This is a genomic window from Pseudomonas sp. NFACC42-2 (assembly GCF_900116055.1).
Classification (GTDB): domain Bacteria; phylum Pseudomonadota; class Gammaproteobacteria; order Pseudomonadales; family Pseudomonadaceae; genus Aquipseudomonas; species Aquipseudomonas marginalis.
In genome coordinates, this window is sequence record NZ_FOZO01000016.1 from 34,268 (window position 1) to 53,629 (window position 19,362).

Here is a 19,362-nt window from a genome sequence, read left to right on the forward strand (position 1 = left end):
CTTGCCAAAGCATAATCAAGGAATCGCCCATGAGCGCCAGCACCACCGCCACCTTGCGTCACGATTGGTCCTTAGCCGAAGTCAAAGCGTTGTTCGTGCAGCCGTTCAATGATCTGTTGTTCCAGGCGCAGACCGTGCACCGCGCGCATTTCGATGCCAACCGTGTACAGGTGTCGACCCTGCTGTCGATCAAGACCGGTGCCTGCCCGGAAGATTGCAAATATTGTCCGCAGTCGGGCCACTACAACACGGGCCTGGAAAAAGAAAAGCTGATGGAAGTGCAGAAGGTCCTCGAAGAGGCCGCTCGCGCCAAGGCCATCGGTTCGACCCGTTTCTGCATGGGTGCCGCCTGGAAACACCCGTCGGCCAAAGACATGCCCTATGTGCTGCAGATGGTCAAAGGCGTGAAGGCCATGGGCCTGGAAACCTGCATGACCCTCGGCCGTCTCGACCAGGACCAGACTGCAGCCCTGGCCCAGGCCGGCCTGGATTACTACAACCACAACCTGGATACGTCGCCGGAGTTCTACGGCAGTATCATCACCACCCGTACCTACAGCGAGCGCCTGCAAACCCTGGCCTATGTGCGTGAGTCGGGGATGAAGATCTGCTCCGGCGGCATCCTCGGCATGGGCGAGTCCCTCGACGACCGCGCCAACCTGCTGATCCAGTTGGCCAACCTGCCGGAGCATCCGGAGTCGGTGCCGATCAACATGCTGGTGAAAGTCGCCGGCACACCGTTGGAAAATGCCGAGGACATCGACCCGTTCGATTTCATCCGCATGCTGGCCGTGGCGCGCATCCTGATGCCGCAATCCCATGTGCGCCTGTCGGCGGGGCGCGAAGCCATGAACGAGCAGATGCAGGCCCTGGCGTTCTTTGCCGGTGCCAACTCGATCTTCTACGGAGACAAATTGCTGACCACCGCCAACCCTCAGGCCGACAAGGACATGCAACTGTTCTCGCGCCTGGGCATCCTGCCGGAAGCCCGTGAAGAGCATGCGGATGAAGTGCACCAGGCGGCCATCGAACAGGCGTTGGTGGAGCAGAAGAGCAGCGAGCAGTTCTATAACGCCGTTGTTTGATTCCCACCTGTTTTGATCGAGTTGCACCTGCCACCCCGAGGCCTGCATGTCTTTTGATCTCTCCGCGCGCCTTGCTGCCCGCCGTGCCGAACACCTTTACCGTCAACGTCCGCTGCTCCAGAGCCCCCAAGGCCCGGAGGTGGTGGTTGATGGTCAACCCCTCCTGGCATTCTGCAATAACGATTACCTGGGCCTGGCCAGTCACCCGCAAGTGATCGAGGCCTGGCGCGCCGGGGCGTCGCGTTGGGGCGTGGGCGGCGGGGCTTCGCACTTGGTGGTGGGCCATGCCACGCCGCACCATGAACTGGAGGAGGCGCTGGCCGACTTTACCGGCCGCCCGCGAGCGTTGCTGTTTACCACCGGCTACATGGCCAACCTTGGTGCGGTCACGGCGTTGGTGGGGCAGGGCGATACGGTGCTGGAGGACCGTCTCAACCATGCCTCGCTGCTGGATGCCGGCTTGCTGTCCGGTGCGCGCTTCAATCGCTACCAGCACAACGATGCGATCAGCCTGGCCAAGCGCCTGGAGAAAGCCACCGGTAATACGCTGGTGGTCACCGATGGCGTGTTCAGCATGGACGGCGATCTGGCCGACCTGCCGACGCTGGCCCGTGCCGCCCGGGCCAAAGGCGCCTGGTTGATGGTGGATGATGCCCATGGCTTTGGTCCGCTCGGTGCTAACGGCGGTGGGATCGTCGAGCATTTCGGCTTGAGTCAGGACGACGTGCCGGTATTGGTCGGCACCCTGGGCAAAGCGTTCGGCACGGCGGGCGCGTTTGTCGCGGGCAGTGAGGACCTGGTCGAAAGCCTGATCCAGTTTGCCCGGCCGTATATCTACACCACCAGCCAACCGCCGGCGCTGGCCTGCGCCACCCTGAAAAGCCTGGAGCTGCTACGCACCGAACATTGGCGGCGCGAACACCTCGACCGCCTGATTCGTCAGTTTCGCCAGGGCGCCGAGCAGCTTGGCCTGGACTTGATGGACAGCTTTACACCGATCCAGCCGATCCTGATCGGCGACAGTGCCAAGGCCGTGCGGCTGTCGCGGATGCTGCGTGAGCGCGGCCTGATGGTCACGGCGATCCGCCCGCCCACCGTACCTGCCGGCAGCGCGCGTTTGCGCGTGACCTTGACCGCAGCCCACAGCGAAGCGCAGGTGCAGCTATTGTTAAACGCATTGGAAGAGTGTTTCCGCTTGTCTGGTGCCATGGAGCCCGAGCATGCGTGATCGACTGATCCTGCTGCCCGGCTGGGGCCTCGGCGTATCGCCGCTGGAGCCTTTGGCCGCTGCCTTGCGTGGCCTGGACGCACACCTGCAGGTGCAGGTCGAGCCATTGCCGGCGCTTGATTCCAGCGACCTCGATGAATGGCTCGACGAACTCGACGCTACCCTGCCCGACAACGCCTGGCTGGGCGGCTGGTCCCTGGGCGGCATGCTCGCTGCAGAACTGGCGGCGCGGCGCGGCGAGCGTTGCTGCGGCTTGCTGACCCTGGCGAGCAACCCGTGTTTCGTCGCCCACGACGGCTGGCCCCATGGGATGCCCGCCGCGACCTTCGATGCGTTCCTGGCCGGCTGCCATGCCGACTCCCAAGTCACCCTCAAGCGCTTCGGCCTGTTGTGCGCCAAGGGCGCCGAAGACCCGCGGGGGCTGTCGCGCCTGCTGGTCAGCGGCGCGCCGCATTCAGCGTCCAGCGTGTTGATGCCCGGCCTGGAACTGCTGGCCCAACTGGATACCCGCGAAGCCTTGCTGGCTTATCGCGGCCCACAGTTGCACCTGTTCGCCGGCATGGACGGATTGGTGCCCGCCGAAGCCGCCAGCGACCTGCTGAGGCTGCTGCCGGATGTGGAAATCGGCCTGATTGAACAGGCTGGTCACGCTTTTCTTCTGGAAGACCCCCACGGTGTAGCGGGGGCCATCCAGGCTTTTTTGCATGAGTGCGTCGATGACTGATTTATCCCAGCCCTTCCTGCCGGGCGCCTTGCCGGACAAACGTCAGGTGGCGGCGTCGTTTTCCCGTGCGGCGGCCAGTTACGACAGCGTCGCCGAGTTACAGCGAGCCGTAGGGCATGGGCTGCTGGCCCGGCTGCCATCAGCGTGTGCGCCACGGCATTGGCTGGATATGGGCTGCGGCACGGGTTATTTCAGCCGTGTGCTGGGCGAGTTGTTGCCCGCCAGCCAAGGTGTGGCGCTGGATATTGCCGAGGGCATGCTTAACCATGCGTGGCCTTTGGGTGGCGCACATCATTTTGTCGCGGGCGATGCAGAACGCTTGCCGCTGAAAGCCGAGAGCTTCGAGCTGCTCTTCTCCAGCCTGGCGGTGCAGTGGTGTGCGAACTTCGAGGCGGTGCTCAGCGAGGCCTATCGCGTGCTGCAACCGGGTGGCGTGCTGGCGTTCGCCAGTTTGTGCGTCGGGACGCTGGATGAGCTGCGCGAAAGCTGGCGGGCGGCGGATGGCCTGGTGCACGTCAATCGCTTCCGCACTTTCGAGGCGTACCAGCAGTTGTGCGCGGCCAGTGGTTTGCGCGTGGTCAGCCTGGAGCGGAGTGCCCATGTGCTGCATTACCCGGATGTGCGCAGCCTGACCCATGAGCTCAAGGCGCTGGGGGCGCATAATCTCAATCCGGGCCGCCCGGGAGGGTTGACGGGCCGTGCGCGGATTGTTGCACTGGTAGACGCCTACGAGCAGTTCCGTCAGGCCGAGGGACTGCCGGCCACGTATCAAGTGGTGTACGCCGTCCTGGAGAAGCCCCTATGAGCGCCGCCTATTTCATCACCGGCACCGATACGGATGTCGGCAAGACCACTATCGCCGCCGGCCTGTTGCACGCCGCCCGGCAAGCGGGCAGAAGCACTGCGGCTGGAAAGCCCGTGGCTTCCGGCTGCCAGGTCACGGCCAAGGGCTTGCGCAACGCCGATGCCCTGGCGCTGCTGGCCGAGTGTTCATTGCCGTTGAGTTATGCCGAGGTCAACCCGGTGGCGTTCGAACCCGCCATCGCGCCCCATCTGGCCGCGCGGGAGGCCGGCGTCGCGCTGACGGTGCAGTCGTTGTTGAAACCCATGCAGCAGATTCTGGCGCGTCAGGCGGATTTCACCCTCATCGAAGGCGCAGGCGGTTGGCGTGTGCCGTTGGCTGACCAGGACAACCTGTCGGACCTGGCCATGGCGCTGCAACTGCCGGTGATCCTGGTGGTGGGCGTGCGCCTGGGTTGCATCAGCCATGCCTTGCTCACCGCCGAAGCCATCGCCCGGGACGGTTTGCCCTTGGCCGGTTGGGTGGCGAATATCATCGACCCCAAGACCTCTCGTCTGGAAGAAAACCTCGCCACCCTGGCCGAGCGTTTGCCCGCGCCATGCCTTGGACGAGTGCCCAAGCTCAAGCACGCCGGCGCTGAGGCGGTAGCCGAGTACCTGCAACTGGACCTGCTTGACTGATTCTGGCTATCGGCACGGCATTATGCCATTAGTGTTTTTAACGGGCTTTTTGCCAGTATGTCTGCTTCAATTCAACTTCACGATTCTCTAAAGGCAGGTTGAAGCCATGGACATCTCTGGCAGCAGCGCGTTTTACTCGGGGCTGAGCACCATTCAGGCCGGGCAGAGCCGTGTCGACCAGGCCGCCGGCAGAATTGCCAGCGCCGCGACCACCCAGCCGTCGGACGCACAGAGCGACCGGTTGCAAGCCAATGACCGCGCCCAGCCGACGAACTCGGCGAGCAATATGGTTGAAATGGCCCAAGGCAAGTTTCAAGTGGAGTTGGGCGCCAAGGTCGCCAAGGCTTCAGACGAAATGCTCGGTACCCTGATCGACACCTTCGCTTAACCCCTCTTTCGTACGACCGGCTCCTTCCTGGGGCTGGTCGCCTTTGTGCAATCCTCCATTTTCTTCTGAGCACCTTGTGGCATCCCGCCGCAGGCCTCGCCATGCCTGCCATTGACCCGCGTCATGACAAACGGTGTCTGGACGGCGCTTGACATCCCCAGGTCGTAAACGTATGTTTCAAACACCTGTTTGACCGCCATAACAAATCCACGCGGTTGTTCATTCCAGATACATCAGCAGAGGTTTATCGCTATGCCTGACTACAAGGCCCCCTTGCGTGATATTCGCTTCGTTCGTGACGAACTGCTCGGCTATGAAGCGCACTATCAGAGCCTGCCGGCTTGCCAGGACGCTACCCCGGACATGGTTGACGCCATTCTCGAAGAAGGCGCCAAGTTTTGTGAGCAAGTGCTGGCACCGTTGAACCGCGTGGGTGACATCGAAGGGTGCACCTGGAGTGAGTCTGGCGTTAAAACCCCTGCTGGTTTCAAAGAAGCCTACAAGCAATTTGTCGAAGGCGGCTGGCCAAGCCTGGCCCACGACGTGGAGCACGGTGGCCAAGGCCTGCCGGAATCCCTGGGCCTGGCCGTGAGCGAAATGGTCGGCGAAGCCAACTGGTCGTGGGGTATGTACCCGGGCCTGTCCCATGGCGCGATGAACACCATTTCCGAGCACGGCACCCCCGAGCAGCAAGAGGCCTACCTGACCAAGCTGGTGTCGGGCGAGTGGACCGGCACCATGTGCCTGACCGAGCCACACTGCGGTACCGACCTGGGCATGCTGCGCACCAAGGCCGAGCCTCAGGCCGACGGTTCCTACAAAGTCTCCGGTACCAAGATCTTCATCTCGGCCGGTGAACACGACATGGCCGACAACATCGTCCACATCGTGCTGGCCCGCCTGCCGGACGCACCGGCCGGTACCAAAGGCATCTCGCTGTTCATCGTGCCCAAGTTCCTGCCCAACGCCGACGGCTCGATCGGTGCGCGCAACGCCGTGAGCTGTGGTTCCCTGGAACACAAGATGGGTATCCACGGTAATGCCACCTGTGTGATGAACTTCGACGCGGCCACCGGTTTCCTGATCGGCCCGGCGAACAAAGGCCTGAACTGCATGTTCACCTTTATGAACACCGCTCGCCTGGGCACCGCGCTGCAAGGCCTGGCCCACGCCGAGATCGGCTTCCAGGGCGGCCTGAAATATGCCCGCGATCGCTTGCAGATGCGTTCCCTGACTGGCCCGAAAGCGCCGGAAAAGGCCGCTGACCCGATCATCGTGCACCCTGACGTGCGCCGCATGCTGCTGACCATGAAAGCCTTCGCCGAAGGTAACCGTGCGATGGTGTACTTCACCGCCAAGCAAGTGGACATCGTCAAGTACGGCACCGACGACGAGGCCAAGAAACAGGCCGATGGCCTGTTGGCATTCATGACCCCGATTGCCAAGGCGTTCATGACGGAAGTCGGTTTTGAATCCGCCAACCACGGCGTGCAGATCTATGGCGGCCACGGCTTTATCGCCGAGTGGGGCATGGAGCAGAACGTTCGCGACAGCCGCATTTCCATGCTGTACGAAGGCACCACCGGCATCCAGGCACTGGACCTGCTCGGCCGTAAAGTGCTGATGACCCAGGGCGAAGCGCTCAAGGGCTTCACCAAGATCGTGCACAAGTTCTGCCAGGCCAACGAAGGCAACGACGCGGTCAAGGAGTTCGTGGCACCGCTGGCTGCGCTGAACAAAGAGTGGGGCGAGTTGACCATGAAGGTCGGCATGGCCGCGATGAAAGACCGCGAAGAAGTGGGGGCCGCTTCGGTGGATTACCTGATGTACTCCGGTTACGCCTGCCTGGCTTACTTCTGGGCCGACATGGCGCGCCTGGCTGCCGAAAAACTCGCCGCCGGTACCAGCGAAGAAGCGTTCTACACCGCCAAGCTGCAAACCGCGCGCTTCTACTTCCAGCGCATCCTGCCGCGGACCCGTACCCACGTGGCCACCATGCTGTCGGGCGCCAGTAACCTGATGGACATGAAAGAAGAAGACTTCGGCCTGGCTTACTAAGCCTTACCGGGTTCATCTGAAACCGTCGCTTCCCTTGGGAGCGGCGGTTTTTTCATTGGGGGATAAAAAACACAGTGCAGCGCTCAGGGATTTTCTCCGGCTGCCGTTACAGTGATGGCAATGTGATACATGACGGGCAAGGTGTGCTTAACTGTTCGCATCAAGGCACAGTGCCACTACTTTTTGCGGGTCGGAGTTTTACCCTTGTCACGCGTGTCTGCTTTACGTTTCAGTCACTTTCTTCCTTCGTTGCTGCTGTTGCTGGCCGGGCTCTCGGCTGCGTACGTCAAGGACCTCAGCGTCTTTTTCACCTCGCTGTTCAATGTGTTGCCGACCCTGGTGCTGTTGCTGGGCGGTTCGTACTGCGCGGTTTATCGCCGCCAGCGTGAATTGTTCCTGATGATCACGGTGTACATCGCCTACTTCCTGCTCGATACCCAGACCGATTTCTATCGCGACAATGGCCGCGTGCGCGAAGACGCAGCCGTGGTGTTTCACCTGTGTTGCCTGTTATTGCCGCTGCTGTTCAGCATCTACGCGCTGTGGCAGGAGAAGACCCACCTGTTTCGCGACTTCGTTGCCCGTTGTGCGGTGCTACTGGCAATCGGCAGCGTCGCGCTGGCCCTGGAGCAAAGTTATCCCCAGGCACTGCTGAACTGGCTGGCGGAGATCCGCTGGCCCGCTCTGCATGGGACCTGGATGAGCCTGATCCAGCTGTCATACCCGATGTTCCTGGTCGGCTTCCTCACTCTGGCGGCGCAATACTGGTACCAGCCGCGCCCGCTGCATGCGGCGCAACTGGTCGGGTTGCTGGGGATGTTCTGGATGTTGCCGCAGACCTTCATCCTTCCGTTCACGCTGAATATCATGTGCAGCCAGGTCATGCTGATGATCGCCGCCGGTGTGGCCCACGAAGCTTATCAAATGGCGTTCCGCGACGAACTGACCGGCCTGCCGGGGCGCCGTGCCCTGAACGAACGCATGCAGCGGCTGGGGCGCAACTATGTGCTGGCGATGACCGACGTCGATCACTTCAAGCGCTTCAATGACACCCATGGTCACGATGTGGGCGACCAGGTACTGCGCCTGGTGGCGAGCAAGCTGTCCAAGGTCAATGGGGGTGGGCGTGCCTACCGCTACGGCGGTGAAGAATTCGCCGTGGTGTTTGCCGGCAAGACCCTGGATGAGTGCATGCCGCACCTGGAGGAAATCCGCGAGATCGTCGCCAACTACGACATCAAGCTGCGCAATTCGGACCGGCCCCAGGATGATCAACAAGGCCGTCAACGCCGGGCGGGCAGCGGCGCGTCGAGTGTGTCGGTGACGGTCAGCATCGGCGTGGCCGAACGCCAGATCGACCAGCGCACGGCGGAAGAAGTGCTCAAGTCCGCCGACCAGGCGCTGTACGCCGCCAAGGGCGCGGGGCGTAACTGTGTGGTTGCGGCCGGGCAGACCCGCCGTGGCGCGGTGCGCATGCAGAGCGCTGCCGGTTGAGTGATGGCGCTGTATTCAGCGGTTCTACAATGATTGTCCGAGGCGCTGGCCGGCAGTAGGTTGAAAGGATCTGCTGCCGGAGACATCGCCATGCCTGAGTACAAAGCTCCCCTGCGCGACATGCGCTTTCTGATCGACCACGTGTTTGATTTCCACGGCCACTACGCTGCCCTGGGCGCCACGGACGCCAGCCCGGACATGGTCAGTGCAATCCTGGAAGAAGGCGCCAAATTCTGCGAGAACGTGCTTTCGCCACTCAACCGCAGTGGTGATGAAGAGGGCTGCCATTTCGACAACGGCGTGGTGACCACGCCCAAGGGCTTCAAGGAAGCCTTCGCCCAGTACGTCGAAGGCGGCTGGCACGGCGTGGCGGCAGACCCGGCCTACGGTGGCCAGGGCCTGCCGCACTCGTTGGGCCTGGTGCTCAGCGAGATGATCGGCTCCAGCAACACCTCGTGGGGCATGTATCCGGGCCTGACCCACGGCGCGATGTCGGCGATCCACGCCCACGGCACCGAAGAGCAGAAGGCCACGTTCCTGAGCAAACTCACCGCCGGCGAATGGACCGGCACCATGTGCCTGACCGAAGCCCATTGCGGCACCGACCTGGGCCTGATCAAGACTCGTGCCGTGCCCCAGGCGGATGGCAGCTACGCGATCACCGGCAGCAAGATCTTCATCTCGGCCGGTGAGCACGACATGAGCGCCAATATCATCCATCTGGTGCTGGCCAAGCTGCCAGATGCGCCGGCGGGCACCAAGGGTATCTCGTTGTTTATCGTGCCCAAGTTCCATGTGGATTCGGCTGAGCGCAATGCGGTGCACTGCGGCTCTATCGAGCACAAGATGGGCATCAAGGCCTCGGCCACGTGCGTGCTCAACTTCGACGGCGCCAAGGGCTTTTTGATTGGCGAGGCGAACAAAGGCCTCAACTGCATGTTCACCATGATGAACCACGCCCGCCTGGGCACCGGCATGCAGGGCCTGTGCAATGGCGAGGCGAGCTTCCAGGGCGCAATCAAGTACGCCAACGACCGCCTGCAAATGCGCGCGCTGACCGGCGCCAAGGCCCCGGAGAAAGCCGCCGACCCGATCATCGTGCATCCCGATGTGCGCCGTATGCTGCTGACCATGAAAGCCTTCAACGAAGGCAACCGCGCACTGACCTATTTCACCGCGCAGTTGCTCGACACCGCGCACCTTTGCAGCGACGCCGGCCAGCGCCAGGAGGCCGAAGACCTGTTGGCGTTCCTCACTCCCATCTGCAAAGCCTTTATGACCGACACCGGGCTGGAGGTGACCAACCACGGCATGCAGATATTCGGCGGCCATGGCTACATTCGTGAGTGGGGCATGGAACAACTGGCGCGCGATGCGCGGATTGCGCCGATCTACGAAGGCACCAACGGCATCCAGGCCCTCGACCTGCTGGGGCGCAAGGTGTTGGGCAGCCAGGGCAGGCTGCTGCGCGGCTTTACCAAAATCGTGCATAAGTTTTGCGCGGCGAATGCCGAACATGCGCAGCTCAAGGGCTATGTGGTGCAGCTTAATCAACTGAATCAGGAATGGGGCGAGCTGACCACCCAGGTCGGTATGGCCGCGATGAAAAACCCGGATGAGGTGGGCGCAGCGGCGGTGGATTACTTGATGTACAGCGGTTACATCATCCTCGCCTACCTGTGGCTTCGGATGACCATTGCAGCGCTGGCGCAGGATGACACTGACTTCGCCAAGGCCAAGCTGGCGACCTGCGACTTCTACTTCAAGCGCCTGCTGCCACGTACCGCAACCCACCGCGCCGCCGTGGAAGCGGGCAGCGAATGCCTGATGAGTCTGCCTGCGGAGTCGTTTGCGCTATGATGACTTAAAAATACCAGTCAGTCACAAGTGGACCCTATGTGTCTGAAAAGTTGTTCGGGTACACTCGGAGCCTGTAAAACCGATCCTATCGAATCACTTTTCACGTTCTCACGAGGTTTGCCATGGCTGATTACAAAGCGCCGCTGCGTGATATGCGCTTCGTCCTCAACGAAGTCTTTGAGGTCGCCACCACTTGGGCCCAATTGCCGGCATTGGCAGACAGCGTTGACGCCGAAACCGTAGAGGCCATCCTCGAAGAAGCCGGCAAGGTCACCGCCAAATCCATCGCCCCGCTCAGCCGTGGCGGCGATGAACAGGGCTGCCGCTGGGATAACACGGCGGTGTTTACTCCGGATGGTTATCCACAGGCCTACAAGACCTACGCTGAAGGTGGCTGGGTCGGCGTAGGCGGCGATCCCGTGTTTGGCGGCATGGGCATGCCCAAGGCGGTATCGGCCCAGGTCGAGGAGATGATCAACTCGTCAAGCCTGGCGTTCGGCCTGTACCCGATGCTGACCTCCGGCGCCTGCGTGTCGATCAACACCCACGCCAGCGAGGAACTCAAGGCCATCTACCTGCCGAAGATGTATTCCGGCGAGTGGGCCGGCTCCATGTGCCTGACGGAAGCACACGCCGGTACCGACCTGGGGATTATCCGCACCAAGGCCGAGCCGCAGGCAGACGGTTCCTACAGGATCAGCGGGACCAAGATCTTTATCACTGGCGGTGAACACGACCTCACCGAGAATATCATTCACCTGGTACTGGCCAAGCTGCCGGACGCCCCGGCCGGCCCCAAGGGGATTTCGCTGTTCCTGGTGCCGAAGTTCATGGTCAACGCCGACGGCAGCCTGGGCGCGCGCAACCCGGTGAGCTGCGGCTCCATCGAACACAAGATGGGTATCCAGGCATCCGCCACCTGCGTGATGAACTTCGACGAAGCCGTGGGTTACCTGGTGGGCGAACCCAACCGTGGGTTGGCGGCGATGTTCACCATGATGAACTACGAGCGCCTTGGCGTGGGTATCCAGGGCCTGGCGTCCGGAGAGCGCTCCTACCAGAACGCGATTGAATATGCCCGCGACCGCCTGCAAAGCCGTGCGCCGACCGGTGCCCAGGCCAAAGACAAAGTGGCCGACCCGATCATCGTCCACCCCGACGTGCGCCGTATGCTGTTGACCATGAAAGCCGCCAACGAAGGCGGACGCGCGTTTTCCACCTATGTGGCGACGCAGCTGGACATCGCCAAGTTCAGTGAAGATGCCGCTGCCCGCGAGCGGGCCGATAACCTGGTGGCCTTGTTGACGCCGGTCGCCAAGGCGTTCCTCAGCGACCTGGGCCTGGAAACCACCGTGCTCGGCCAGCAAGTGTTTGGCGGCCACGGTTACATTCGTGAGTGGGGCCAGGAGCAACTGGTGCGTGATGTACGTATCACCCAGATCTACGAAGGCACCAACGGCATCCAGGCACTGGATTTGATGGGGCGCAAGATCGTCGGCAGCGGCGGTGCGTTCTACACCTTGTTCGCTGACGAGATCCGCCAGTTCATCGCCTCAGCGGGGCCCGAATTGGCTGAGTTCAGCCAACCGCTGAGCGCAGCGGTGGATAACCTGGACGAATTGACCGCCTGGGTGCTGGATCGCGCCAAGACCAACCCGAACGAGATCGGCGCAGCGTCGGTGGAGTATTTGCATGCATTTGGTTACATGGCCTACGCCTATATGTGGGCACGCATGGCCAAGGCCGCGTTGGGCAAGGAGGCTGAGGAAGACTTCTACGCCAGCAAACTGGGCACCGCGCGCTTCTACTTTGCGCGTCTGTTGCCACGTATTCACTCGCTGAGTGCGTCGGTAAAAGCCGGTAGCGAATCCTTGTTTTTGCTGGATGAGGCACTGTTCTAAGGGCTTGGAGGGCGTGTAAGCATTCTCTTACATGACGTACTGCTAATCGTCCTCTATCGCCAAATTGGATCCACGGATAATCTACTTCACATGGACGTCGCGCAGGAAGCGCAAAGCAACAACACGGACACGTAGGATTCTGCCAGGATGGCGGAGTGAAATGGATGTCAGGGAAACAGTCTGCAAAGCCCCGCTTCGGCGGGGTTTTCTTTTGCCCGCGAAAAAGTCAGGCGCCGAATTTCACGGCAGTGCCGGCGGGGCATTCATCACGTCTTCCAGCAAGGTGCGCAGCAGCGCCATGGTTGCCTGCTGGCGCTGTACATCGCGACACACCAAACCTACCTTTAACGGCACCCTGGGTTCACTCAAGGGCTTCCAGAGCAGCGACTGGCTGTTGTGTTCGTCCTGGGAGCGTCCCGGCAGCACCGTGGCCAATTTGGTGTTAGGCAAGCTGTCGAGAATCCCCACCATGGTATTCAACTCTGCCTGTACCTGCGGCCGGCGTCCGAGGTTGGATAACTGACCCTGCCAGATCTGTCGAACCTGAAACTCTTCCCCCAGCAACAACATCGGCAGTTCGGCGGCCTGTTTCAGCGAGACTTTCTTGAATTCGCGCAGGGGATGGTCCTCGGGGATGACCACCTTCAGCTCATCCTCATACAACAACACGCCGTGCAGCCCCGGCTGGCGTGGCGGCAGATAGCTGATGCCGATGTCCAGCGAGCCGTTAAGCAACCGCCGTTCAATCTCGATCCCGGTCAATTCGTAGATCTGCACCACAAGGTGCGGCTGGGCCTTGCGCACGCGCTCGAGCATTTGCGGGACCAGGCTGGTGTGCACGGTTTGCAGCACGCCGATGGCCAGGGTGCGCATGGCCTGGCCCTTGAAGTTACGCAAGGCTTCGACGGCTTGCTGCATGCCATCGATCAGCGGCAAGGCATGGTTGTACAGGGTATGGGCGGCCAGGGTGGGCAGCAGGCGTTTGCTGCTGCGTTCGAACAGGCTTACATCGAGGTTGCGCTCCAACTGGCGGATCTGTTGTGAGAGCGCCGGCTGGGAGATCGACAGGCGTTCAGCGGCACGGCCCACATGGCCTTCTTCATACACCGCGACGAAATAACGCAGTTGTTTGAAATCCATAAGACTTACTTATCGAAAAAGCTGGAAAAACGAAATGGCCGGTGGCCCCCGAGGCGCCTAGTCTAGCGCCTATTCGCAGGGCTTACAGGGCCGGATCGGGCAATGAACAGCGTTTATGTTGATGGCGTTTACATAGGCAAGGCAACACACCCGCAGACAGTGATTGCAGGGAAAACCGACCAAGGCCCGGTTGCCACTGGGGGCAAGCTGTGAATCTCTTCAATATGCGTCGCCCCGTGCCCAGCCTGGACGACCTGGTGCTGGAGGCTTCACCCGATACGCTGTCCAGCGAGGCGCTGATGCCCACCGTGGCGAGGCCGCCTCAGGTTTTCGTACGTGGCCAGGGCTCGTGGCTGTGGGACAGCGACGACCGTGCTTACCTGGATTTCAGCCAGGGCAACGCTGCCAACAGCCTCGGCCACAGCCCGCAGGTCTTGATCAAAGCCCTTGCCGACCAGACCCAGGCCCTGATCAATCCAGGCCTGGGTCTGCATAACCGCGCTCAACTCAATCTTGTCGACCGCCTGTGCCATCGTACCGGCAGCGACCAGGCCTACCTGCTCAACAGTGGCGCCGAGGCCTGCGAAGCGGCGATCAAGCTGGCGCGCAAGTGGGGCCAACTGCATCGCGGCGGGGCCTACCGCATTATCAGCGCGAGCAATGGTTGCCATGGGCGCAGTTTCGCGGCACTGGCGGCGTCGGCCGGCAATCTGGAAAACCGCTTTGAACCGCAATTGCCCGGCTTCAGCCATGTGCCGTTCAACGATCTGCCGGCCCTGCATGCAGCGGTCGATGCACAGACAGTCGCCATCCTGCTGGAGCCGGTCCAGAGCGAAGCCGGTGTGATCCCCGCGACGGAGCATTACCTCAAGGGGGTTGAACGGCTGTGCCGCGAACTGGGGATCCTGCTGATCCTCGACGAAGTACAAACCGGCCTTGGCCGTTGCGGCACCTTGCTTGCCGAACAGCAATACGGCGTGCGAGCCGACATCATCACCCTCGGCAAAGGCCTGGGCGGCGGCGTGCCATTGGCTGCGCTGCTGGCGCGCGGCAACGCCTGTTGCTTTGAAGTGGGTGAGCTGGAAGGCACCCATCATGGCAACGCATTGATGGCATCGGCCGGGCTGGCGGTACTCGATACGGTGCTGGAGCACGGCTTCCTGGAACACGTACGTGAATCAGGCCTTTACCTGGGCGAAGGCCTTGCCCGGCTGGCCTACCGCTACGACCAGGGCCAATTGCGCGGCGACGGCCTGATTTGGGGCCTGACGTTGTCGGATGATTCTGCAGATGCAGTGGTAAAAGCCGCCCTGCACGAAGGCCTGATCCTCAACGCCCCGCAACCTGACTGCCTGCGCTTCACCCCGGCGCTTACGGTGAGCAAAAGCAACATCGACGAAATGCTCCTGCGCCTGGCCCGCGCTTTTTCCCGGGTGCGCACCGCCCAGTTGCAATGCCGCAAGGGCATCGCTGTTTAACCCATATTCCTGAACCGTCTCGCGGTATACGCGGCGCCTCCAGCCTGATTTTTTCGGCTGGGGGCGTTTTTTTGCGTGTGAAATTTTTGGATTGAAAGCGTTGATTGATCGCCTGTGAAAACAATGGCTTTTTAGCGTGCGTCGATAAGGACTGTCGACGGAGCATTGGTTGCTCCACTTCTAATCTATACCACTGGGTGGTATGTTTATGGGAAGGGATATCCATGAGGCTTAGGTTGTTTAAAACACGGCAGTTTGCTGATGCGGCCAGCAAGTCCTGGATCTACGATTCGGAGTTGAGGGAGGCATTTGGCCAATTGCTGAGGGGGCAGGCAGATAATCTGGGCGGCGGTGTTTGGAAAAAGCGCCTCAACCAGAATAGGCATCGCTCCATAGTGTTGGCCAAGGGCAGGCAATACTGGGTTTATCAGTTGCTGTTCGCCAAGCAAGACCAAAGCAATATCAGTCAGAAAGATTTGGCTTGGTTTCGGGCGATGGCAAAAGTTTATGAAGGCTTAAACGAAACGCAGATCCAGCAGCTCTTGGATCTCAGGGCGTTTGTGGAGATACATCATGACCAAAAAATATGAAAGTGAAGCGCTGGAGTCCATTCACCAATCCGCCAAAGCGCTTTATGCCATCGGTGCCATTAGTAAAACTACCCTTCGTGAATACGACGAAGCGTGCTTCTCTGCCGTCCCGGAACAAATACCTGCCGAACAGATCAAGCAGCTACGTGAAAGTAGCCATGTCAGCCAACCGGTGTTTGCTCGTTACCTGAATACCAGCGCCTCCACGGTGAAGAAATGGGAATCTGGCGAGAAGCAACCCAGCGGCATGGCGCTCAAACTTCTTAGCATCGTGCAAAAGCATGGGTTAGAGATTCTGGCCTGAAGGATGGCCCGGTGCCAGATCCCACTGAACCCTCACGAACGCCCAAGGTCGATTAGCTACACGGCTCACACGAGCCGATTTTCTGGAGCTGACCCATGGACTTCATTCGTATCATCATCGCCATTCTGCTGCCGCCACTGGGTGTGTTCCTGCAAGTGGGTTTCGCCGGCGCGTTCTGGCTGAATATTCTGCTGACCTTGTGCGGTTACTTCCCAGGCATCATTCACGCCGTGTACATCATCGCCAAGCGCTGAGCCCGTCAGCCTTTTGCGATGAGCCGTGAATTGCGCTCATTGCGAAAGGCCAGTTGCTCGATGGTCTGGGTAGCGTACTCGGCTTCTTCCCGCGCCTTGAGGATGATGCCGTGCTGCTCGGACTTGCTGCACACCGGGTCGGCATTGCTCGCATCCCCCGTGAGCATGAAGGCCTGGCAACGGCAGCCACCGAAATCCTTTTCCTTTTCATCGCACGAACGACACGGCTCGGGCATCCAGTCGTAGCCGCGAAAGCGGTTGAACCCGAAAGAGTCGTACCAGATGTGCTGCATGCTGTGGTCGCGCACATTGGGAAACTGCACCGGCATCTGTCGGGCGCCGTGGCAGGGCAAGGCGGTGCCGTCTGGCGTCACGGTCAGAAAGATACTGCCCCAGCCGTTCATACAGGCTTTCGGGCGTTCCTCGTAGTAATCCGGCGTCACGAATATCAGCTTGCACGGATGGCCTTCTGCTTCGAACTTGGCGCGGTATTCGTTGGTGATGCGTTCGGCGCGCACCAGTTGTTCCTTCGTCGGCAATAAACCCACGCGATTGAGCTGCGCCCAGCCATAGAACTGGCAGGTGGCAAGCTCGACAAAATCCGCCTCCAGCGCAATACACAGCTCGATGATGCGGTCGATCTTGTCGATATTGTGCCGATGGGTGACGAAGTTCAGCACCATCGGGTAGCCATGCGCCTTCACTGCGCGGGCCATTTCCAGTTTTTGCGCAAAGGCTTTTTTCGAACCGGCCAGCAGGTTGTTCACCTGTTCGTCGCTGGCCTGGAAGCTGATCTGGATATGGTCCAGGCCGGCTTTCTTGAAGTCGCTGATCTTCTGCTCGGTCAGGCCGATGCCCGAGGTGATCAGGTTGGTGTAGAACCCCAGCTTGCGCGCCTCGGCGATCAACTCGGCGAGGTCCTGGCGCACCAGCGGCTCACCGCCGGAAAACCCCAGTTGCGCCGCGCCCATCTCACGGGCCTCGCGAAATACCTTGATCCACTGCTCGGTGCTCAGCTCCTTGCCCTGCTCGGCAAAGTCCAGCGGGTTGGAGCAATACGGGCATTGCAACGGGCAGCGGTAGGTCAGCTCGGCGAGCAACCACAGCGGCAGGCCGATGGCGGGTTTTTCAGGCAAGGGTGATCCAGTGCTCAGCACGGGCGACCTCCATGAATTGCTCGATGTCGTCACCCAGCTCAGGCACGCCGGGGAACTGTTCTTCGAGGGCGGCAATGATCGCCGCCACGTCGCGCTCACCGTCAATCAGGCCACCAATCAGCGCGGCGCTGTCGTTGAGCTTGATCATGCCTTCGGGGTAGAGCAACACATGGCCTTTTTGCGCGGGTTCGTACTGGTAGCGGTAGCCCTGGCGCCAGGTCGGTTTTCTGCTGCGATCGAAGCTCATAGGGTGATCCCTTTATGCCACACCCGCTGCTCGGTCACGCTGTGATACGGCGGGCGTTTCAGTTCGTAGGCCATGCTCATGGCATCCAGCATGCTCCACAGGATATCGAGTTTGAACTGGAGGATTTCCAGCATGCGCTCCTGGCCTTCACGGGTGGTGTAGTGCTGCAAGGTGATTGCCAGCCCATGCTCCACGTCGCGCCGCGCCTGGCCCAGGCGGGTGCGGAAATATTCGTAACCGGTGGGGTCGATCCACGGGTAGTGCTGCGGCCAGCTGTCGAGGCGCGACTGGTGGATCTGCGGCGCGAACAGCTCGGTGAGCGAGCTGCTGGCGGCTTCCTGCCAGCTGGCGCGGCGCGCAAAGTTGACGTAGGCGTCTACCGCAAAGCGTACGCCGGGCAGCACCAGTTCCTGGGAGCGCAGCTGGTCGGGGTCGAGGCCGACCGCCTGGCCCAAACGCAGCCAGGCTTCGATGCCGCCGTCCTCACCCGGTGCGCCATCGTGGTCGAGCAGGCGCTGAATCCATTCGCGACGGATCTCGCGGTCCGGGCAGTTGGCCAGGATCGCGGCGTCTTTCAGCGGGATGTTCACCTGGTAATAGAAACGGTTGGCGACCCAGCCCTGGATCTGCTCGCGGGTGGCACGGCCTTCATACATCGCCACGTGGTACGGGTGATGGATATGGTAGAAGGCGCCTTTGGCCCGCAAGGCGGCTTCGAACTCTGCGGTGCTCAATGGTGTGTCAGTCATGTCGTCTGCTCCTACAATTCAATGCTCATGCCGTCGTAAGCGACTTCGACGTTGCGCCGCACCAGTTCCGCGCGCTCGGGAGAATCTTCATCGAGGATCGGGTTGGTGTTGTTGATGTGGATAAGCACCTTGCGCTGCTCGGGCAATTGCTCCAGCACTTCGAGCATGCCGCCGGGGCCATTCTGCGCCAGGTGGCCCATCTCGCGGCCGGTGCGGGTGCCGACGCCACGGCGCTGCATTTCATCGTCGTCCCACATCGTACCGTCCACCAGCAGGCAATCGCTGCCGGCCATGATCTCCAGCAACGGCGCGTCGACCTTGCCCAGGCCCGGGGCGTAGAACAGTTTGCCGCCGGTGCGCAGGTCTTCGACGATCAGGCCGATGTTATCGCCTGGATGCGGGTCGAAGCGGTGCGGCGAGTACGGTGGGGCGGCGCTACGCAGGGGCAACGGGGTGAAGCGCAGGTTGGGGCAGGCCGGGATGGTGAAGCTGGCATCCAGCTCGATGCGGTTCCAGGCCAGGCCGCCGTTCCAGTGGGTGAGCATGGTGAACAGCGGGAAGCCGGTGCTCAGGTCTTCATGGACCATGTCGGTGCACCACACCTGGTGCGGGCAACCTTCGCGCAGGCTCAATAAACCGGTGGTGTGATCGATCTGGCTGTCCATCAGGATGATGGCACTGATGCCGGTGTCGCGCAGTGCGCGGCCGGGCTGCATCGGCGCAAAACCCTGGAGTTGCGCGCGAATATCCGGCGAGGCATTGCACAGTACCCAGTTCACGCCATCGTCGGAAATGGCGATGGACGACTGGGTCCGCGCCTGCGCCCGCAGGCTGCCGTCACGAAAACCTGCGCAGTTCACGCAGTTGCAGTTCCACTGCGGGAAGCCGCCGCCAGCGGCGGAACCTAGAATCTGGACAAACATGGCCGCTCCATCAAGCAAAGCTCAAAACAAAAACGCCCCGGGCGAACCGAGGCGTTGTATTACCCAGCGGCTTAGCGGCTGGCGAAGTACATGGTGACTTCGAAGCCGATGCGCAGATCAGTGTAAGCAGGTTTGGACCAGGTCATATTCTTACTCCTACGAAGGGATGGGACGTTTACTACCAAGTAATACATATAGTCCACCTCCAGTCGGAGATGTTCAGATGTGTGCGTGGGAATGTTACGCAATTCTTCTCAAGTTAGCGCTGTCTTGGTGGAAAAAGCCTGTTGCAGGGTTGGC

Annotated in this window: 20 protein-coding genes; 14 read left to right on the top strand and 6 right to left on the bottom strand. The window is 61.1% G+C overall.

The window, feature by feature from the left end:
• Window positions 1-29: 29 nt before the first annotated feature.
• The 10 genes from bioB to BM416_RS22995 all read left to right on the top strand — a co-directional run bounded on the left by bioB (window position 30) and on the right by BM416_RS22995 (window position 12,220).
• Window positions 30-1,085, top strand: a complete 1,056-nt coding sequence (bioB, locus tag BM416_RS22945) for a biotin synthase BioB (protein ID WP_065925417.1) — start codon at window positions 30-32, stop codon at window positions 1,083-1,085.
• A gap of 46 nt (window positions 1,086-1,131) precedes the next feature.
• Window positions 1,132-2,313, top strand: coding sequence for an 8-amino-7-oxononanoate synthase (bioF, locus tag BM416_RS22950; RefSeq protein WP_092489562.1), 1,182 nt, complete (start codon window positions 1,132-1,134; stop codon window positions 2,311-2,313).
• On the top strand, window positions 2,306-3,037 hold the full coding sequence (locus BM416_RS22955) for an alpha/beta fold hydrolase (RefSeq protein WP_092489563.1): 732 nt from the start codon (window positions 2,306-2,308) through the stop codon (window positions 3,035-3,037). Before bioF ends, BM416_RS22955 begins: the two co-directional genes overlap by 8 nt.
• Window positions 3,030-3,842 (top strand): malonyl-ACP O-methyltransferase BioC, encoded by an 813-nt coding sequence (gene bioC, locus BM416_RS22960; protein ID WP_092489564.1) that lies wholly within the window; start codon window positions 3,030-3,032, stop codon window positions 3,840-3,842. The genes BM416_RS22955 and bioC overlap by 8 nt, the downstream gene beginning before the upstream one ends.
• The gene (bioD, locus tag BM416_RS22965) at window positions 3,839-4,519 is read left to right on the top strand and encodes a dethiobiotin synthase (protein WP_027605947.1); all 681 of its coding nucleotides are present in this window, start codon (window positions 3,839-3,841) and stop codon (window positions 4,517-4,519) included. The genes bioC and bioD overlap by 4 nt, the downstream gene beginning before the upstream one ends.
• Window positions 4,520-4,625: 106 nt before the next feature.
• A complete protein-coding gene (locus BM416_RS22970) occupies window positions 4,626-4,907 on the top strand; it encodes a hypothetical protein (protein ID WP_027605946.1) in 282 nt (93 codons plus the stop codon).
• Between the two features lie 252 nt (window positions 4,908-5,159).
• On the top strand, window positions 5,160-6,965 hold the full coding sequence (locus BM416_RS22980; RefSeq protein WP_027605944.1) for a phenylacyl-CoA dehydrogenase: 1,806 nt from the start codon (window positions 5,160-5,162) through the stop codon (window positions 6,963-6,965).
• A gap of 204 nt (window positions 6,966-7,169) precedes the next feature.
• Window positions 7,170-8,459: a GGDEF domain-containing protein gene (locus tag BM416_RS22985; RefSeq protein WP_027605943.1), complete on the top strand. Its 1,290-nt coding sequence runs from the start codon at window positions 7,170-7,172 to the stop codon at window positions 8,457-8,459.
• 90 nt (window positions 8,460-8,549) lie between these two features.
• On the top strand, window positions 8,550-10,319 hold the full coding sequence (locus BM416_RS22990) for an acyl-CoA dehydrogenase C-terminal domain-containing protein (RefSeq protein WP_092489566.1): 1,770 nt from the start codon (window positions 8,550-8,552) through the stop codon (window positions 10,317-10,319).
• 122 nt (window positions 10,320-10,441) lie between these two features.
• A complete protein-coding gene (locus BM416_RS22995) occupies window positions 10,442-12,220 on the top strand; it encodes an acyl-CoA dehydrogenase C-terminal domain-containing protein (RefSeq protein WP_092489567.1) in 1,779 nt (592 codons plus the stop codon).
• Between the two features lie 240 nt (window positions 12,221-12,460).
• Here the strand turns inward: BM416_RS22995 and BM416_RS23000 are convergent, their stop codons facing one another.
• Window positions 12,461-13,360 carry a LysR family transcriptional regulator gene (locus tag BM416_RS23000; RefSeq protein ID WP_092489568.1) on the bottom strand — a complete coding sequence of 300 codons (900 nt, stop codon included), beginning with the start codon at window positions 13,358-13,360 and terminating at the stop codon, window positions 12,461-12,463.
• Between the two features lie 209 nt (window positions 13,361-13,569).
• Here BM416_RS23000 and BM416_RS23005 point away from each other — a divergent pair, with 209 nt between their 5' ends.
• The 4 genes from BM416_RS23005 to BM416_RS23020 all read left to right on the top strand — a co-directional run bounded on the left by BM416_RS23005 (window position 13,570) and on the right by BM416_RS23020 (window position 15,986).
• On the top strand, window positions 13,570-14,838 hold the full coding sequence (locus BM416_RS23005; protein ID WP_092489569.1) for an aspartate aminotransferase family protein: 1,269 nt from the start codon (window positions 13,570-13,572) through the stop codon (window positions 14,836-14,838).
• Between the two features lie 224 nt (window positions 14,839-15,062).
• Window positions 15,063-15,428, top strand: a complete 366-nt coding sequence (locus tag BM416_RS23010) for a type II toxin-antitoxin system RelE/ParE family toxin (protein ID WP_092489570.1) — start codon at window positions 15,063-15,065, stop codon at window positions 15,426-15,428.
• A complete protein-coding gene (locus BM416_RS23015) occupies window positions 15,412-15,732 on the top strand; it encodes a helix-turn-helix domain-containing protein (protein WP_027605937.1) in 321 nt (106 codons plus the stop codon). Before BM416_RS23010 ends, BM416_RS23015 begins: the two co-directional genes overlap by 17 nt.
• A 95-nt stretch (window positions 15,733-15,827) precedes the next feature.
• Entirely contained in the window at window positions 15,828-15,986 is a 159-nt protein-coding gene (locus BM416_RS23020) for a YqaE/Pmp3 family membrane protein (RefSeq protein ID WP_024077743.1), read from the top strand.
• Between the two features lie 5 nt (window positions 15,987-15,991).
• On the opposite strand, the gene pqqE is transcribed toward BM416_RS23020, so the two are convergent.
• From pqqE to pqqA, 5 genes are all read right to left on the bottom strand, one after another.
• Window positions 15,992-17,122, bottom strand: coding sequence for a pyrroloquinoline quinone biosynthesis protein PqqE (gene pqqE, locus BM416_RS23025; protein WP_092489571.1), 1,131 nt, complete (start codon window positions 17,120-17,122; stop codon window positions 15,992-15,994).
• Window positions 17,115-17,390 (bottom strand): pyrroloquinoline quinone biosynthesis peptide chaperone PqqD, encoded by a 276-nt coding sequence (pqqD, locus tag BM416_RS23030; protein WP_027605935.1) that lies wholly within the window; start codon window positions 17,388-17,390, stop codon window positions 17,115-17,117. The genes pqqE and pqqD overlap by 8 nt, the downstream gene beginning before the upstream one ends.
• Window positions 17,387-18,139, bottom strand: a complete 753-nt coding sequence (gene pqqC, locus BM416_RS23035; protein WP_065938223.1) for a pyrroloquinoline-quinone synthase PqqC — start codon at window positions 18,137-18,139, stop codon at window positions 17,387-17,389. The genes pqqD and pqqC overlap by 4 nt, the downstream gene beginning before the upstream one ends.
• Window positions 18,140-18,150: 11 nt before the next feature.
• Entirely contained in the window at window positions 18,151-19,062 is a 912-nt protein-coding gene (pqqB, locus tag BM416_RS23040) for a pyrroloquinoline quinone biosynthesis protein PqqB (protein ID WP_032883902.1), read from the bottom strand.
• A gap of 71 nt (window positions 19,063-19,133) precedes the next feature.
• Window positions 19,134-19,208 carry a pyrroloquinoline quinone precursor peptide PqqA gene (gene pqqA / locus BM416_RS23045; protein WP_003194766.1) on the bottom strand — a complete coding sequence of 25 codons (75 nt, stop codon included), beginning with the start codon at window positions 19,206-19,208 and terminating at the stop codon, window positions 19,134-19,136.
• Window positions 19,209-19,362 lie beyond the last annotated feature (154 nt).